We start from the raw sequence: 16,880 nt of genomic DNA, 5'->3' as shown, positions 1-16,880 counted from the left end.
TTATCTTACAAAAGTGTAAGGTAATTGTAATGTTAACAAATAGCAGTTCAGCTCCAAAAAGCGCAGAATAGGTAATGGAAAAACAAGTGTAGGAGGATATATATGACGAAACCAGTTGTAGACGTGAAAAACGTTCAAAAAGTGTACGGTAAAAAAGGTGAGAATCAATCACACGCATTAAAAGGTGTATCATTCTCAATTCAAGAGGGTGAGTTTGTTGGGATTATGGGACCATCTGGTTCTGGTAAAACAACATTACTAAATGTAATTTCAACGCTTGATAAAGCAACGGGCGGAGTTGTTGAAATTGCAGGAACGGATATTACGAAAATGAAGCAAGGTGAGCTTTCTGATTTCCGCTCGCAAAAATTAGGATTCATCTTCCAAGATTTTAACTTATTAGAGAACTTATCTATTTACGAAAACATTGCATTGCCACTTTCACTTCAAGGTGTTTCATCACGTAACATTGGACCGAAAGTAGAAAAAGTAGCAGATATGTTAGGAATTTCAGCTATTCTTCAAAAGTACCCATCTGAAGTGTCTGGTGGACAGAAACAGCGTTCAGCAGCAGCGCGCGCTTTAGTACATGAGCCAGCAATTATTTTAGGGGACGAGCCAACAGGAGCGCTTGATTCTAAAAATGCAGCGAGTTTACTTGATGCGATGACAAACTTAAATAAAGATCAAGGCGTATCTATTATGATGGTTACACATGATCCGTATAGTGCAAGTTACTGTCAGCGTATTTTATTCATTCAAGATGGTGAGCTATATAAAGAAATTCATCGTGGTGGTACACGTGAAGAGTTTTATAAAGAAATTTTAGATGTGCTTGCAGACTTAGGCACACAAAAAGCGTAAGAAAGGAGGTCTAGGGCATGTTATTTAAACTTTCCATGTCAGGACTAAAAAGTAAGCTGAAAGATTATATCGTCTTACTTGTTGGTCTTGTCATGTCCATTTCAATTTTTTATATGTTTCAAACGTTAGCGTTAAACGAAGCCTTCCTTAAGGAAAATTCTACTATTGGTCAAATTGGATTTGTATTCCAAGCAGGTTCATTTTTACTCGCTATTATAACGTTCTTCTATATTTTGTATGCGAACTCTTTCTTACTATCTCTTCGTCAAAAAGAGTTTGGTATGTATATGATGTTAGGAGCAAAAAAGCATAAAGTTACATTACTTATGTTTATCGAAACAATCGTATTAGGCGCTGCGTCTCTTGCAATTGGTATTATAGTTGGTGTAGGACTTGCAGAAGGTATTGGACAGTTATTAATGAAACAATTAGAATTTGCTGGTAAAGGCTATAAAGCATTTTATTTACCATCAATGACTGTTACGTGCATCTTCTTCTTTGCACTATTTGTATTATCAGCAATTATGAACAGTATTAAATTATCACGTATTTCTGTACTGCAACTTGTACATGCAGACGCACAAACAGAACGTGTTGCAGTAAAAGGAAAAATGACAGGTGTAGTTGCATTCCTTGCAGTTATTTTATTAGGTATTGGCTATGCATCAATGATTTACATGGAAAAACTAAGGGAAATGGGAATCCTTATTGCATTAATTACAACGACAGCTGGTACTTACATGCTATTTGGATCACTTCTTCCGGTTATTATTAAAAAGTTAAAAGGTAATAAAAAGCGTAGTGAAAAAGGGCTTAACGCTTTTACATTTGCACAATTAAATTTCCGTATTAATAGTTTAACGAAAGTACTTGCAACAGTAGCGATGTTAGTTGCTCTTGGAGCTGGTGCAATTTCAGGTGGTATGGCGTTTAAAAATAACGTTATAAAAATGGTTGATGGTTTAGTAATTTACGATTCAGTTGTTCATAATCCAACAGCTGAAGAAAAGAAAGTCTTAAATGGTATTACATTTAAAGAGAAAAATGAATATCGTTACAAAGTTGATAATAAATACGTTTACTATGTAAAAGAAGATTTAGAGAAAAATCGTCCTTTAGTAAAAGATATGTCAAATATGAAGTCGATGAAGGATTTAATGAATACAAAGAAAGTTTCAGCGGACCTGCCAGTAGGTGCAGTTTCTCGAGAAATGAATGAAAAAGATGCGAACGCTAAAGAACTTCCAGAAGAATGGGACGAGGCTTTCAGAACAATCCAGCCATTCTACGTACATGAAGATCATGCAATTAAAATTGTAGATCAAAAAATGTACGATACTGTAAACGGTAAAGAAGGAATCGTATTTACTGGAAAAACAGATGATTTTGAAGCACACATAAAAGAATGGAAAAAACTTGACGAGTTGCAACTAGATAAATATAAAAATGTAGCAGCTGAAAGATTAAATAGTAAATATCAAGCTTACGACATGTTCTACGGCGTTGCGAGCGGAACAGTGTTTATGGGATTCTTCCTTGGAATTGCATTCTTAGCAATGATGGCAAGTTGTTTAATGTTTAAAATTCTTTCTGGTGCATCAAAAGATATTACGCGTTATCAAATGCTTCGTAAAATCGGTGTGCGCCGTGAATTATTAACGAAATCCATGTATAAAGAATTATTCTTAGTATTCTTATTCCCAGCAATTGTAGGTATTGCACACGTATTAGTTGGTATGAATATTTTCGGATTTATTTTAATCGATCCGTACTTCCGTATTTGGGTACCAATTGTAATTTTCGTAGTTATTTACACGATTTATTACTTCATTACAGTTCAATTGTATAAAGGAATTGTACTACCTAAGGAAGATTAATAAAAAAACCGAGCGAAACTGCTCGGTTTTTATTATTTTCAGAAAAAATACTTTAATGTTACTGAAATATATAATATAATATAAATAAGTAACATAATATTAAAGTAGAAGCAGCTGGATAATGAAAGGAGGAATCCGATCTGTAGAAAGAGGCTGAACTTGTATCCCCCTATTTTTCCTACCCCACTGTATTTGCACAATTATAAATTTCCAAACGAAAAATTTTCGGACCTAAAAGTATATTAAAAAATAATGGATAATACATGGAAATCCCCTAGCATGATAAGGTAAAATGGACAACATGATGAGAAAATTACCGTTCATAAGATGAGGAGAATACATGTATGGAAGTTGTAGAGGCATTAAAAGATATAAGCCAAATTGAGGCTATGAAAAAGTATTTAAAAGAGCACTCGCAGCGAGATTATCTTTTATTTGTTATTGGAATTAACACAGGATTAAAAATTACTGAGCTACTTAGCATGAAATTTGAAGAGGTATTAAATGAAGATGGAACTGTTAAAGAGTTTTATTCTCTTCCTGTGAAGGATGAAAAGTTTAAACAAGATATTTATTTAAATACAAAAGTAAAAGAAGCACTTTTAGAGTACGTACAATCTATTAATGTGAAAAGAGAAAACTACGTATTTCAATCTAATAAAACGGCAAATTCAATTACGCGTCAACAAGCGTATCGTGTAATTCATAATGCTGCTGAAGCAGTTGGGGTTGTTGGTAAAATCGGAACGAACTCAATGAGAAAAACATTTGGATTTCATGCGTACAAAAGAGGGATAGCGATTGCGCTATTGCAAAAACATTTTCATCATGCGACACCTTCAGAGACATTAAAATATTTGGGAATCTCAAAAGATGAAGAATTTAAAACAGAGATTGATGTAGATTTGTAAAAGCCGTAACTAAAAACTTTAGGAGGCGGAAAATATGAATATTCGAGAGAGTGAATTACCGGGCATTGGATGTAAATTTGAAGTAATTACAAAAGGTAATGAAAAGCTGGTTATCGTTATTCATGATGATGGCCGAAGAGAAATGTATCATTTTGATGCGGATCATGATGAGAGTATTTCAAGCATTTCTCTTCGTGATTCTGAAGCGAGACAAATTGCGGCTATATTAGGCGGAATGGTATATAGACCACAAGCATTAGACACAATTGAGATGGCTTTTGAAGGATTATCAATTGAATGGTTTAAGGTGGAAAATAACGCACCAGTCGTACAAAAAACAATTGGTAGCTTACATGTACGAAAAACGTATAATGTAACGATTATTGCTATTTTAAAAAAGAATATGAAGAAATTCTTTAATCCAGGTCCAGACTCTATTATTGAAGCTGGCGATATGCTCGTGTTATCGGGTGAAAGACATGAAGTGAAAAGAATTATTAATGAATTGCTTTCAGCAGGAGGTGATTCATAATCGATGGATACTTTAATCTTTGAAGTTGGAACTGCGTTAGTATTAGTCGCTTTTGCAGCTATCCTCGCTGCGAAGTTAAAGTTCTCGATTATTCCGTTTCTTATTATACTCGGTATGTTAGTGGGGCCTCATGCCCCAGATTTAGGACTTATCGATTTAAGATTTATTGAAAGCGGAGAAGTTATTTCCTTCCTCGGACGTGTTGGCGTCATATTCCTCCTATTCTATTTAGGCTTAGAATTCTCAATAAAAAAATTAATTAAATCAGGAAAATCAATTGCTTTCGGGGGGACTGTCCACATATCACTTAATTTCATATTAGGTTTGCTTTATGGATATGTGATGGGCTTCCCCTTACTAGAAACGTTAATTATTGCTGGAATCATTACGATTTCATCAAGTGCAATTGTTGCAAAAGTCATTGTTGATTTAAGAAGATCTGGTAATAAAGAGACTGAATTAATATTAGGAATCATTATGTTTGATGATATTTTTTTAGCTGTATATTTATCAGTCGTTTCAGGTTTAGTACTTGGTGGGGCAACATCATTTGTAGGTGCTCTTACATCGGTGCTACTCGCAGTAGGGTATATGCTACTATTCTTTGTGATCGCTAGAAAAGCTACGCCGTTTTTAAATAAAGTATTAGATATTTCGTCTAACGAAATTTTCATTATCGTAATATTTGCTATTTTATTCTTCGTAGCAGGATTTTCAGAAACGATTCACGTTGCTGAGGCGATTGGAGCGTTATTATTAGGACTCGTCTTTTCTGAAACGGAGCATAGTGATCGAATTGAGAAGCTCGTCGTCCCATTCCGTGATTTCTTTGGAGCCATATTCTTTTTCAGCTTCGGTTTAAGTATAGATCCATTTTCGCTTGGAGGAGCAGTGTGGTTGGCATTAGGAGCAGTTTTCATTACTCTAATCGGTAATTTTACTGCTGGAATGATTGCGGGACGTAAAGCCGGGTTATCCCATAAGGCTTCTACGAATATCGGTTTAACACTCGTATCACGCGGAGAATTCTCCATTATTGTTGCGAATATTGGAATTGCAGGCGGCTTACTGGCAACAATCAAACCGTTCTCGGCTTTATATGTTTTAATATTGGCATCGTTAGGACCTTTGTTAACGAAAGAATCTGGTAGGATATACTCCTTACTAGATAAAATATTTAAATGGAGTGCTAAAGAACGTGCAAAGCGAGAAAAAGAAGTTGGATAATATAAATAAGAGAGACTGCATGAACTTCATGCAGTCTCTTCTTTTTTATATATTGTTACTGTTGGCGTTTTTTTTGCCGGTAAGTCGATATATTTTAATAATCGCTGATATATGTTGAGTTGCGCCGATATAATTTGATAATCGCTGATATATGTTGAGTTGCAGTCGATATATTTCCAAAATCGCTGATATATTTTCAAACGGCAATCAATATCATTTCATTTACTAACAAACCATTATCTGAATTTCATCAACTATTAATCAGTTGCCTTCCTATTTAAAAACGACTACAATTTTACTGTTATAGATGAACGAAAAAAATAGAATAGGAGGGGAGACTATGCCAAGGAAAGTATGGCTATTAGTAGCTGGGATGATTATTAATGTCACGGGTGCTTCTTTTTTATGGCCTTTTAATACAATTTATTTGCATGATCACCTAGGGAAATCTTTATCTGTGGCCGGAATGGTATTAATGATCAACTCGCTTACTGGTGTAATCGGAAACTTGCTCGGCGGTGTTTTATTTGATAAATGGGGCGGTTATAAATCAACTTTAGTAGGGATTGTGATTACACTTGTATCGATTTTAGGTCTTGTGTTCTTCCACGGTTGGCCTTTATACGTTGTATGGCTAGCGTTAATCGGTTTTGGTTCTGGAATGGTCTTCCCATCGATGTATGCGATGGTTGGTACGGTTTGGCCAGAGGGCGGAAGACGAGCATTTAATGCGATGTATGTTGGACAAAACGTTGGTATTGCGATCGGAACAGCGTGTGGTGGATTAGTTGCATCGTATCGTTTTGATTATATTTTCTTAGCGAACTTTATTTTATACTTTGTTTTCTTCTTAATTGCTTTTATTGGATTCCGTGGTATGGAAGACAAGAAAGAGCCAGGAGCGCAAAAAGAAGGCGAAACGGAAAAAGGCTGGTCACTTACGCCAGGATTCAAAGCACTTCTTATCGTATGTGTAGCATATGCTTTATGCTGGGTTACATACGTACAGTGGCAAGGGGCAATTGCAACACATATGCAAGAATTAAACATTAGCCTTCGTCACTACAGTTTATTGTGGACGATAAACGGAGCGATGATTGTTTGTGCGCAGCCGCTAGTTAGTATGTTAATTCGCTGGATGAAGCGTTCCTTAAAACAACAAATTATGATTGGGATTTTCATTTTTGCGGCGTCATTCATTGTGCTAAGCCAAGCGCAGCAATTTACGATGTTCCTCGTTGCGATGGTAACTTTAACAATTGGTGAGTTATTTGTTTGGCCAGCAGTGCCGACAATTGCAAATATACTTGCACCAAAAGATAAGTTAGGTTTTTATCAAGGCATTGTAAATAGTGCGGCGACTGTAGGGAAAATGTTCGGACCAGTCGTTGGCGGAGCGATTGTTGATTTATACAATATGGAAGTATTGTTTATAGCAATCATGGTAATGCTTGTAGTAGCGCTTATAGCAACGAGCATTTATGATAAACGAGTAAAAGTAGAAGAAACAGTTGAAGAAAAAATTGCAGTTTAGTTTGACGGAACATGTTAACATGTTTTAGAATATATTTAAATAAAACAACCTTTGGGACAAGGGAGATAGCTCGGCTGTCTTAAGACGAATTCGTTCGTTATTAAGAGTAACGATTAACCGAGAAGCCCCGCTTTAAGTAAGCTCTTATGAGATACGAAGTTGAGGGTAGTTCACATTCACTCATATTTGTAATAACAGTGAGAAGGAGTAGTAGTAATAGAAGCTGGTTTAGAGAGTTGACGGTCGGTGCAAGTCAATCCACGTTTCGTTATGAACTCGCCTTTGAGTTGCGGTTGTGAAACTAGTAGTAGCAATTGCCGTTAATCCACGTTACGGATCTAAGCGAATGTATATTTTTTGTACATTAATTTAGGGTGGTACCGCGGGAATCTATAACCTCTCGTCCCTTTCTAGGGATGAGAGGTTTTTTGTATTTTGGGCGGTGAAAATAAATGAAATTTCAAGGAGGGTATCTCATGAGCTTTAATCATCAAGAAGTTGAGAAGAAGTGGCAAGGGTACTGGGAAGAGAATAAAACATTCCGTACGCCAGATGAAACAGAAAAACCAAAATTTTATGCACTAGATATGTTCCCATATCCATCAGGTGCAGGTCTACACGTAGGACATCCAGAAGGTTATACAGCGACAGATATTTTATCTCGTATGAAGCGTATGCAAGGATATAACGTTCTTCATCCAATGGGATGGGATGCATTCGGTCTTCCAGCAGAGCAATATGCACTTGATACTGGAAACAGCCCAGCAGAATTTACAGAGCATAATATTAATACGTTCCGTAACCAAATTAAATCATTAGGTTTCTCTTACGATTGGGACCGTGAAGTAAATACAACAGATCCAAACTACTACAAGTGGACACAATGGATCTTCCTAAAACTATTTGAAAAAGGATTAGCTTACGTTGATGAAGTACCTGTAAACTGGTGTCCAGCACTTGGTACAGTACTTGCAAACGAAGAAATCATTGATGGTAAGAGTGAGCGCGGTGGGCATCCAGTTGAGCGTCGTCCGATGAGACAGTGGATGTTAAAAATTACAGCTTACGGAGATCGTCTATTAGAAGATCTAGATGAGCTTGATTGGCCAGAAAGCTTAAAAGATATGCAACGTAACTGGATCGGTCGTTCTGAAGGTGCAGAAGTACACTTCAACATCGATGGCACAGATGAGAAATTCACAGTTTTCACAACGCGTCCTGATACACTATTTGGCGCAAGCTACTGTGTACTTGCTCCAGAACATGCACTTGTTGCTGACATTACAACTGCTGAGCAAAAAGAAGCTGTAGAAGCTTACATTAATTCTGTAAAAATGAAGAGTGATTTAGAGCGTACAGAACTTGCGAAAGAAAAAACTGGTGTATTCACTGGTGCTTACGCAATTAACCCAGTAAATGGTGAGAAATTGCCAATCTGGATCGCTGATTACGTTCTTGCAACTTACGGAACAGGTGCTGTAATGGCGGTTCCAGCTCACGATGAGCGTGACTATGAATTCGCATCAACGTTCAACCTTCCAATGAAGGAAGTTGTAAAAGGCGGAGACATTACGAAAGAAGCATACACAGGTGATGGTGCTCACGTAAACTCAGCATTCCTTGATGGATTAAATAAAGAAGAAGCAATCGCAAAAATGATTGAATGGCTTGAAGTAACGAGCGCAGGAAATCAAAAAGTAACATACCGTCTACGTGACTGGTTATTCAGCCGTCAACGTTACTGGGGTGAGCCAATTCCAGTAATCCACTGGGAAGATGGCACAATGACAGCTGTGAAAGAAGAAGAATTACCATTAGTTCTTCCGAAAACAGAAAACATCCGTCCTTCAGGTACTGGTGAATCACCACTTGCTAACATTGACGAGTGGGTAAATGTTGTAGATCCTGAGACTGGTAAAAAAGGTCGTCGTGAAACGAACACAATGCCACAATGGGCTGGTAGCTGCTGGTATTACCTACGTTACATCGATCCAAACAATAGCGAAGCACTTGTAGATCCTGAAAAAGTAAAACAATGGCTTCCAGTTGATATTTATATTGGCGGTGCAGAGCATGCTGTACTTCACTTACTATATGCTCGTTTCTGGCATAAAGTATTATACGATATCGGTGTAGTTCCGACGAAAGAGCCATTCCAACAATTATTCAACCAAGGTATGATTCTAGGTGAAAACAACGAGAAAATGAGTAAATCAAAAGGTAACGTTGTAAACCCAGATGATATCGTAGCAAGCCACGGTGCAGATACACTTCGTCTATACGAAATGTTCATGGGACCATTAGATGCTTCAATCGCTTGGTCTGAAAATGGTCTTGACGGAGCTCGTCGTTTCCTAGACCGCGTATGGCGCCTATTTGTTCAAGATAACGGTGAATTAAGCGAGAAAATTACTGATGCACCAAATAAAGAGCTTGAAAAAGCTTACCACCAAACAGTGAAGAAAGTAACAGAAGACTATGCAGAGCTTCGCTTCAACACAGCGATTTCTCAAATGATGGTATTCATCAACGATGCATACAAAGCTGAAACACTTCCGAAAGAATATGTAGAAGGTTTCGTAAAAATGATTGCACCAGTTGCACCTCACATCGGGGAAGAGCTATGGAGCAAGCTTGGTTACAATGAAACAATCACATATGCAAGCTGGCCAACATTTGATGAGTCTAAACTTGTAGAAGATGAAGTTGAAATCGTTGTTCAAATTATGGGCAAAGTTCGCGCAAAACTAACAATGAGTAAAGATGCATCAAAAGACGAAATGGAAGAACTTGCACTTGAAGCAATTCAAGACCAAATTGAAGGGAAAACAGTTCGTAAAGTAATTGTTGTTCCTGGCAAACTTGTTAACGTTGTTGCAAACTAATTCATTCTAAATAAAGGCTCAGAGTATTTATGCTCTGAGCTTTTTTGTGTAGAAAATAATCTCTGGATCACCTTCATCTAAATTTTCAATTATGCCACTACGTATAAAACCGTTCGCACTAAAAACTTTTTGCATACTTTCATTTGATTCGTTCGTTGAAGAAAATATTTTTTGAGTAGGAGAATGACTTAACATATATGAGAGTAACGAGCTTGCATAGCCTCGCCTTCTTTTTACTGGCGAAACAATGATTAATGAGAGGAAAGTACAATCAAAGAAACTTGTATCGTATGTTAGAAAACCGGAAATAAAATTATCTTCTTTTACGATGACGCATCGTCCCTCATCAATAGTGTGCTTAATATAATTTCGTCTGCTATCATTTCCGATTACATCAATATCTATATGTACGATTGAATCTAAATCATTGATAGAAGCTTTTGTTACGTTCTTCAATAGAAACACCCCCTAGAAAAAATATTCAGTTAATTAATTTTACCATGAATGAAGAAAAAGGAGCGGAATTCCAATACAGACAAACACCTATTTTTCTATAGGAAATATGATAAAAAAGGTAGGCTAAATTGAGTAGAAGAGGTGAAAGGAATGAAAGGGATGGACAATAATGCACCACACGGATTTTTCGGAGGTGGATCGGATAGTTATGAACAAATGATGTTAATGGGAGGGGCAGGTCAACAAGGATATGGCGGAATTCCGAGCTGGATGGGCGGAGCAGCAGGAGGATTCCCAACATCGGTAGCTGGCATGCAAACTGGAATGCCTACATCAATGGGAGGTTTTTCGACATCAGGGGCTGGAATGCCTACAGTAACAGGAGGCTTTCCAACATCAGTAGCTGGCGTACAGACAGGGATTCCAGTAGGAGCACCAACTACATTCCCATCTTTCGTTGGAGGAGTACAAACAGGATTTCCGGTACCAGGAGTAGGTGTTGTAGCAGGAGGGATAGGTGGGTTTCCGCAAGTTGTTCATGGTCATCATGGACATCACCACCATCAAGGCCACCACGGTCATCATGGACATCATGGACATCACCACCATCAAGGTCACCACGATCATCATGGACATCACCACCATCAAGGTCACCATGGACATCATGGACATCACCACCATCAAGGTCACCATGGTCATCATGGACATCATCAACAACAAGTACATCACCACGGTCATCATCATATACATCCACAGGCTGTTCTTTATCAAACTCATCAAACTCATCAAGGTCACCATGGTCATCAAGGTCACCATGGTCATCAAGGTCATCAAGGCCATCAAGGTCACCAAGGCCACCAAGGTCACCAAGGCCACCAAGGTCACCAAGGTCACCAAGGTCACCAAGGCCACCAAGGTCACCAAGGTCACCAAGGCTACCAAGGTCACCAAGGCCACCAAGGTCACCAAGGCCATCAAGGTCATCAAGGCCACCATGGTCAACAGCACCAACAATATCAACAATATCAACAACAATCTTCTCCTTGGACAGGTGGAATTGGAGCAGGAGGAGCAGGGGCAGCAGCAGGAGCAGCTAGCATTGGTGGAGCAGCAGGGCACGCTGGACACGTGGGTCATTAATGAATGGCAGAAAAAAAGACATAATAAAAAACTGCTAGGAAATCCTAGCAGTTTTTTTCAGCTTCTTGGCGTTGACGTTCGATTTCAGCACGAAGTTGTGGCTCTGGTGCTTGCCAGCCTTCTGGTTTTAGAATTTTGCCGTCGCCTTCGCGGAATCGAGGTTTTCCATCAGGGAATAGTTTTGCCATGTTTGCGTTATTTACAATTTCAAACCCTTTATCAGGACGTACGCCCATTTCGGCAAACGTGCCGAATGCAAAGTAAATAAGGTCAATTAGCGCATCATATTGATCTTCAACAGTCGTTGCTTCTAGAAATTCTTCTAGCTCTTCTTGCATAAAGCTAGCACGAATTTTTGCACGCTCTTCTGTTAGTTTTGTTGGAGTATTTGTCACAGGATGTCCGAACTCTTCATGCATTTTTGCAACAAGTTCGTATCCTTTATCTAAACCTTTTTCGTTTGTCATGTTGTTTCATCCTTTCTCGCTTTGTCCGAATCTCATTGTAACATAGGGTGATTATGAAATGAAAAGGGACTGTCTAAAAGTTTTATCTTTTAGTTAAGATAGCGATAGTAAAAGACTATATCAACTTAACGACAAAACATGACATAACCTGTTAATAAAAGAAAGCCATCCCGGAATACTTTTGGGACGGCCCTGCTCGTTATTTTTCTTCTTTTATAAAAATGGATAAAATAAGGTCGATGCCAAACATACCAACGAGCAACATTGGTATAACGACAAGTAAATAACGTGTGAAGGAAACATTTTTTAAGTATGTATGAGCAAATAAAAAGACGCCGAGAAATAAAATACCATTTAAAATAGGCTTTACTAATTTTTTAGACATAAGCTCCCCCATAAATATCTTCTCTCTCTATCTAAAATAAAAACTCCTCTTTCCGTTGTATCATGCTGGAGAGAGGAGTTCAATCATTTCTCATTCAATCACACCAGAATTTGTAATATTTACGGTGTATTTTATATGAATTGGAACATCTTTATACATTCGTCTCCATTCTTCTAATTTGAATGGGCGATAATGGTGTTTATATTTTGCTCCTAGTCCCAGGGGATCAACGCCTAGAGATTTAAACTGCTTAATTAATTTAGCTGCTTGTATATCTAATTGTTTTTGGACATCCTTTTGAATGTTTTTTGTGTTCTTGTTATTTTCTAAGTTAATTTGTTTTGATAGTTCTTGAATACGTGCATCAAGATGAACGTGAATGAAAAAAGAAGGCTTCCCGTTTTTAATTTTTATATCGTAAGTTGGAACAGAACGAATATTATTAATCATTACGTACGCTGAATCCGTTTTAAATTCATGTGAATCTAATTTATGTTTCTCTAATAGTCCTTTAAATATGAACATATCTTCTTGCGCAATTTTACCGATATATTTATCTTTTTTAAAAAGACCAATTCCGGTGATTTTTATTTTATCACCATGTTTCTTTAAAATTGGAATATAGTAGTCTTGCCCCTCTTGATAATAACGGAATGCTCCTACATGCAGATTATCTCTTGGTAAAGGACCGGTCTCCATATTATGTTCTAGCAATTTTTTTATATAAATTGCAACGTTGTATGAAGTCGAATATTTGCCTTTTAAAAGTTCAGTACCATTCCCCTCTAATAAAGCAGCATATAAAGCGTTCCCTATGTTCACATCTCGAAGTAATGTATCGAATGAAGTAGACATTCCTTTTTTGGCAAGTTTTATCGTATATAGAGCAACACGCATTTGCCCGCTAGCAAATGGTTGAGAAGACTCTAAAGATGTGTTTGCTTTTACTTGTTTTACCGCATTTGCAGTTCCTTCAAAAACTTGAACTTTATTTCCTTTTTTCTGAACCGGACAAACGAATGTTACTTTTACTTTATTATCTTTTGCTGCATCAAAAACGGTTCCTTGAATCAGCTGTACATCGTCGATAATATTTTTTTGTAAACATCCAGTTAGACTGAAGAATGTTATACAAGAAATAAGTATTAATTTGCTTGTGCTTTTGATTTTTTCCATTTTCTTTTCACCCACACAATGATAAATAGGATTGGGATGTATACATAAATGAGCCAAAAACTAACTTTTGATGCATTACTAATAAAATTATTAATATCATGTCTGTTTGTTAAAAGTTGTGAAACAATGAGGGTCATAAGGATAAAGGCGATTAGAACACCCCTTTGTTTTACACGAAATATTTCATGAGTTCCTCTCATTGCCGCCCATAAAGGAAGGATAAAACTTGTAATAATAACGAGTACATAAGCGGAAATTGCGATATATTCGAGCCTTTCTATAAATGGTAATTGAATGACTTGAGTCATGGAAAGCTGTGCCCATATTGTTTTTAATAATTGCTTCTCACTAAAAAATGTAAATGCTAAAAGGGTACTAAATAAATATAGAAGGTTTGAAAATAGTGCCCCGTATTGAGCGTATTTATGAGACTGCATAGGTTTTTTTACAAACGGATAAACCATGAGATAAACCTCAAAACCGGTCATACTGTAGATTGACAGTTGAGCGGATTTTAAAATATCTGAAAAAGAATGTGTGAATATAGGGAGTATATTATCCCAATGTGAGTATTTCAAAACAAATAGGCTAAGAAATAAATACCCAATTGTACCACCAACAGAGATAACACAAATACCAGTAATGACACGAAAACCAGAAGAAATAATGTAGTAGCTAACTAAGCATAAAAATAGTGTTAACATCCAAGTTGAAGCGGTAGGAAACATCCAAACTTGAATAATTTCAACGTATGTTCGAATGACGGAAATACTGACGATTAAAAAATAAGCCATAAAGATAATACTAATGCCATTTCCTAGCCATTTTCCAAATGTTTGCCGATGTAAATCAATTAAATTCCCATTTGTTTCTTTTAATAAAAAATACATCATCCATATAAGAATATGGATACAGAATCCTGTGATTAAAACTCCCATCCAGCCGTCGTATCCAGCAGCTTTTGCAATAATTCGAGCGAATCCAAGAACGCCAGCACCGAACTGTGCACCGTGAATTAAGAAGAAAACAAAGACAGGAGATATTTGATATTTTTCTTGAACTTTACTCATCGAATGCACCTCATTTCTTAATCATCAAAGTCCGATCTATGTTTTGTTGAAATTCCTTTCGCTGCTTTTTTTACATGTTGTGGCCTTGCTTGTACATCCCTTGTATCAATCATTGTTAAAGGAAAACGAATCCAAGAATCTTTAACAGATTGTTGTCTTGTTGGATAGAACAAAGCGTACGGCTTGCGTAAAGAAGTAAGTCTAAATAGATGAGTAAATAAAAAGATAAACCCAAGAGAAATCCCGAAGAGACCTCCTATTTCCGCGAAGATAAGAAATGGAAAACGTAGTAATCGAACCGCATTACCCATTTTATAAATAGGTGTAATAAAGGAAGCAAGTGCTGATAAGGCAACGATAATTAATAAAATGTTACTCGTTAAACCAGCTTGTACAGATGCTTGTCCGATTACGATACCGCCTACAATACCGAGCGTTTGACCAACTTTCATCGGTAACCTCGCGCCAGCTTCTCTTAATAAATCGATTGCGAGTTCTAAAAAGAGTGCTTCAATTAAAGGCGGGAATGGTACTTGTGCCCTTGATAAAATCAAAGTTTCAAGTAAATCACTCGGAATAAGTTCATAATGATAATTTAAAACTGCAACGTATAACGGTGTAGCGCATATCGAGAATAGAACGGCGATAAGGCGTAAAATCCTTGAAAATGTAGCGTATAGCCAAGAGACGTTGTAGTCTTCTGGTGAAATGAAAAAATCGAAATATGATACAGGTGTTAGTAAAACACTTGGAGAACCATCAACAAAAATAGCGATTTTCCCATCGATTAGTGCTTTTGTAACTCTATCAGTACGTTCTGTATTGATATAGAGAGGGAAAATCGATTTTTCTCCCATCAATTCTTGTATATAAGCACTATCATTAATTTGATCGTATTCAAGAGCGCGTAATGATTCCTCGAGAAAATCTACATTATCTTTTTCAGCAAGATTGTCTAAATACATCATGACAACTTTTGTTTTGGAAAACTCACCGATAATCATTTCTTTTGTTTGTAAATCTAAAACAGGAAGACGTTTTCGAACTAAATTAATATTTGTATCAATATCCTCTACAAAACCTTCTTGAGGACCAATAACAGTCGATTCATTTAAAGGTGGAGTTGGTGCACGATAATTATCAATTGCAATATTTGCGAGCATACATTTTTGATCTTGTTGATTTACTTGAACAATCGCATGCCCCTTTAAAACCATGTCCTCAATTTTTTGTAAATCGTTCGTAATTGTAATGCCGCTCATCGGAATATGTTCTTTCAGCTCTTCTAGTGAAGCCTTAGGTCGTTCCAAAAGAGTAGGCATTAAGTACTTTTGCAATTTTTCACCATCAAGCGAAGGACGATAGTAAGAAATCCAATAAGGCATCGTTTCATCGTCAGATGTATGGTAATTAACAAAATCACTAGATTTTTTCAGCTTCTCTATTAAATTTTGTAGAGAATGAATACGGTCTTTTTCTGGTTTTGTAAAATCATAAATACTATTACCTTTAGAGTTTTGCTGTTGCCCTTGATCCGAGTTATTTTGTTTAGAGTGTTGTTGTTTATCGTGAGCCAAGTTTTCATGTTTAGAGTGTTGCCGTTGATCTTGAGCCGGTTCGTCTTGCTTAGAATGTTGCTGTTGCCCTTGAGAAGATTCGTCTTGCTTAGAATGTTGCTGTTGCCCTTGAGAAGATTCGTCTTGTTTAGAGCCTTGTTGTTGATCCTGATCTGAGTTGTTTTGTTTAGAGTGTTGCTGTTGATCTTGAGCCGGTTCGTCTTGCTTAGAATGTTGCTGTTGCCCTTGAGAAGATTCGTCTTGTTTAGAATCTTGTTGCTGATCCTGATTCGAGTTGTTTTGTTTAGAGTGTTGCTGTTGATCTTGAGCCGGTTCGTCTTGCTTAGAATGTTGCTGTTGCCCTTGAGAAGATTCGTCTTGTTTAGAATCTTGTTGCTGATCCTGATCCGAGTTGTTTTGTTTAGAGTGTTGCTGTTGATCTTGAGTCGAGTCACCTTGTTTATCCTGGGAAGATTCTTTGTTTTCCTCTTTTTGTTGCTCGTCATTGCTATCTTTATTATGTTTCATACTTCTAGTCTGTTCTTTGTTATCATCCTCTTGATTACTAGGTTGTTGCTCCGAGTTACCTGTTTCGTTTTTCTCTGTTGTATTTGATTTTTTCTTCTTACGTAGCCAATTCCAAATCATATGTATGCCCTCTTTGATTGTGTAATATAGTGCTATTTTGTGGCTAATTTTGTATATTATTCATTTATTTATGAAAAGAAGGAGGAGATTAGTTTGCATAGAAAAAATCCTTTAGTAAGCAGTACATACTATGACGGGAAGAGGGCGAGTCT

14 protein-coding genes and 1 other annotated feature are annotated in these 16,880 nt (G+C 37.0%); of the genes, 8 read left to right on the top strand and 6 right to left on the bottom strand.

What is annotated here, in order from left to right; all coding sequences use genetic code 11:
• Positions 1 to 102 precede the first annotated feature (102 nt).
• The 7 genes from V7S50_RS08435 (at position 103) to leuS (ending at position 9,830) form a co-directional block, all read left to right on the top strand.
• The gene (locus tag V7S50_RS08435; RefSeq protein ID WP_071771094.1) at positions 103 to 864 is read left to right on the top strand and encodes an ABC transporter ATP-binding protein; all 762 of its coding nucleotides are present in this window, start codon (positions 103 to 105) and stop codon (positions 862 to 864) included.
• Positions 865 to 881: 17 nt separating this feature from the next.
• Complete coding sequence (locus V7S50_RS08430) at positions 882 to 2,741, top strand: FtsX-like permease family protein (protein WP_242252403.1); 1,860 nt, start codon at positions 882 to 884, stop codon at positions 2,739 to 2,741.
• A 344-nt stretch (positions 2,742 to 3,085) separates the two neighbouring features.
• On the top strand, positions 3,086 to 3,652 hold the full coding sequence (locus V7S50_RS08425) for a tyrosine-type recombinase/integrase (RefSeq protein ID WP_063223605.1): 567 nt from the start codon (positions 3,086 to 3,088) through the stop codon (positions 3,650 to 3,652).
• 34 nt (positions 3,653 to 3,686) lie between these two features.
• The gene (locus tag V7S50_RS08420; protein WP_242252405.1) at positions 3,687 to 4,184 is read left to right on the top strand and encodes a cation:proton antiporter regulatory subunit; all 498 of its coding nucleotides are present in this window, start codon (positions 3,687 to 3,689) and stop codon (positions 4,182 to 4,184) included.
• Positions 4,185 to 4,187: 3 nt separating this feature from the next.
• Complete coding sequence (locus V7S50_RS08415) at positions 4,188 to 5,411, top strand: cation:proton antiporter (RefSeq protein ID WP_242252407.1); 1,224 nt, start codon at positions 4,188 to 4,190, stop codon at positions 5,409 to 5,411.
• Between the two features lie 340 nt (positions 5,412 to 5,751).
• Positions 5,752 to 6,945, top strand: a complete 1,194-nt coding sequence (locus V7S50_RS08410) for an MDR family MFS transporter (RefSeq protein WP_242252409.1) — start codon at positions 5,752 to 5,754, stop codon at positions 6,943 to 6,945.
• Between the two features lie 188 nt (positions 6,946 to 7,133).
• Positions 7,134 to 7,356 (top strand) — a binding site (T-box leader).
• A 65-nt stretch (positions 7,357 to 7,421) separates the two neighbouring features.
• Positions 7,422 to 9,830: a leucine--tRNA ligase gene (gene leuS, locus V7S50_RS08405; protein WP_242252411.1), complete on the top strand. Its 2,409-nt coding sequence runs from the start codon at positions 7,422 to 7,424 to the stop codon at positions 9,828 to 9,830.
• Between the two features lie 27 nt (positions 9,831 to 9,857).
• On the opposite strand, the gene V7S50_RS08400 is transcribed toward leuS, so the two are convergent.
• Positions 9,858 to 10,286, bottom strand: coding sequence for a GNAT family N-acetyltransferase (locus V7S50_RS08400; protein WP_242252413.1), 429 nt, complete (start codon positions 10,284 to 10,286; stop codon positions 9,858 to 9,860).
• Positions 10,287 to 10,436: 150 nt separating this feature from the next.
• Here V7S50_RS08400 and V7S50_RS08395 point away from each other — a divergent pair, with 150 nt between their 5' ends.
• Positions 10,437 to 11,426, top strand: coding sequence for a hypothetical protein (locus V7S50_RS08395; RefSeq protein ID WP_242252414.1), 990 nt, complete (start codon positions 10,437 to 10,439; stop codon positions 11,424 to 11,426).
• A 44-nt stretch (positions 11,427 to 11,470) separates the two neighbouring features.
• On the opposite strand, the gene V7S50_RS08390 is transcribed toward V7S50_RS08395, so the two are convergent.
• From V7S50_RS08390 to V7S50_RS08370, 5 genes are all read right to left on the bottom strand, one after another.
• Positions 11,471 to 11,893, bottom strand: a complete 423-nt coding sequence (locus V7S50_RS08390) for a hypothetical protein (protein WP_000180547.1) — start codon at positions 11,891 to 11,893, stop codon at positions 11,471 to 11,473.
• A 199-nt stretch (positions 11,894 to 12,092) separates the two neighbouring features.
• Complete coding sequence (locus V7S50_RS08385; protein ID WP_048562050.1) at positions 12,093 to 12,278, bottom strand: hypothetical protein; 186 nt, start codon at positions 12,276 to 12,278, stop codon at positions 12,093 to 12,095.
• A gap of 90 nt (positions 12,279 to 12,368) precedes the next feature.
• Positions 12,369 to 13,454 (bottom strand): Ger(x)C family spore germination protein, encoded by a 1,086-nt coding sequence (locus V7S50_RS08380; protein WP_242252416.1) that lies wholly within the window; start codon positions 13,452 to 13,454, stop codon positions 12,369 to 12,371.
• Complete coding sequence (locus tag V7S50_RS08375) at positions 13,424 to 14,524, bottom strand: spore germination protein (RefSeq protein WP_242252418.1); 1,101 nt, start codon at positions 14,522 to 14,524, stop codon at positions 13,424 to 13,426. The genes V7S50_RS08380 and V7S50_RS08375 overlap by 31 nt, the downstream gene beginning before the upstream one ends.
• Before the next feature lie 17 nt (positions 14,525 to 14,541).
• Positions 14,542 to 16,728, bottom strand: coding sequence for a spore germination protein (locus V7S50_RS08370; protein ID WP_336376893.1), 2,187 nt, complete (start codon positions 16,726 to 16,728; stop codon positions 14,542 to 14,544).
• Between the last annotated feature and the right edge of the window lie 152 nt (positions 16,729 to 16,880).

Source organism: Bacillus sp. CCNWLW194 (assembly GCF_037120585.1).
In the GTDB taxonomy this organism is placed as follows: Bacteria; Bacillota; Bacilli; order Bacillales; family Bacillaceae_G; genus Bacillus_A; species Bacillus_A basilensis.
Note: the sequence above shows the minus strand (reverse complement) of the source record. Positions and strands in the feature narration are given on the sequence as shown.

Bases quoted from the DNA above. Each gene is read 5' to 3' on its own strand.
- V7S50_RS08435 (WP_071771094.1), top strand. From the start codon at position 103: ATGACGAAACCAGTTGTAGACGTGAAAAACGTTCAAAAAGTGTACGGT.
- V7S50_RS08430 (WP_242252403.1), top strand. From the start codon at position 882: ATGTTATTTAAACTTTCCATGTCAGGACTAAAAAGTAAGCTGAAAGAT.
- V7S50_RS08425 (WP_063223605.1), top strand. From the start codon at position 3,086: ATGGAAGTTGTAGAGGCATTAAAAGATATAAGCCAAATTGAGGCTATG.
- V7S50_RS08420 (WP_242252405.1), top strand. From the start codon at position 3,687: ATGAATATTCGAGAGAGTGAATTACCGGGCATTGGATGTAAATTTGAA.
- V7S50_RS08415 (WP_242252407.1), top strand. From the start codon at position 4,188: ATGGATACTTTAATCTTTGAAGTTGGAACTGCGTTAGTATTAGTCGCT.
- V7S50_RS08410 (WP_242252409.1), top strand. From the start codon at position 5,752: ATGCCAAGGAAAGTATGGCTATTAGTAGCTGGGATGATTATTAATGTC.
- leuS (WP_242252411.1), top strand. From the start codon at position 7,422: ATGAGCTTTAATCATCAAGAAGTTGAGAAGAAGTGGCAAGGGTACTGG.
- V7S50_RS08395 (WP_242252414.1), top strand. From the start codon at position 10,437: ATGAAAGGGATGGACAATAATGCACCACACGGATTTTTCGGAGGTGGA.
- V7S50_RS08390 (WP_000180547.1), bottom strand. From the start codon at position 11,893: ATGACAAACGAAAAAGGTTTAGATAAAGGATACGAACTTGTTGCAAAA.
- V7S50_RS08385 (WP_048562050.1), bottom strand. From the start codon at position 12,278: ATGTCTAAAAAATTAGTAAAGCCTATTTTAAATGGTATTTTATTTCTC.
- V7S50_RS08380 (WP_242252416.1), bottom strand. From the start codon at position 13,454: ATGGAAAAAATCAAAAGCACAAGCAAATTAATACTTATTTCTTGTATA.
- V7S50_RS08375 (WP_242252418.1), bottom strand. From the start codon at position 14,524: ATGAGTAAAGTTCAAGAAAAATATCAAATATCTCCTGTCTTTGTTTTC.
- V7S50_RS08370 (WP_336376893.1), bottom strand. From the start codon at position 16,728: ATGATTTGGAATTGGCTACGTAAGAAGAAAAAATCAAATACAACAGAG.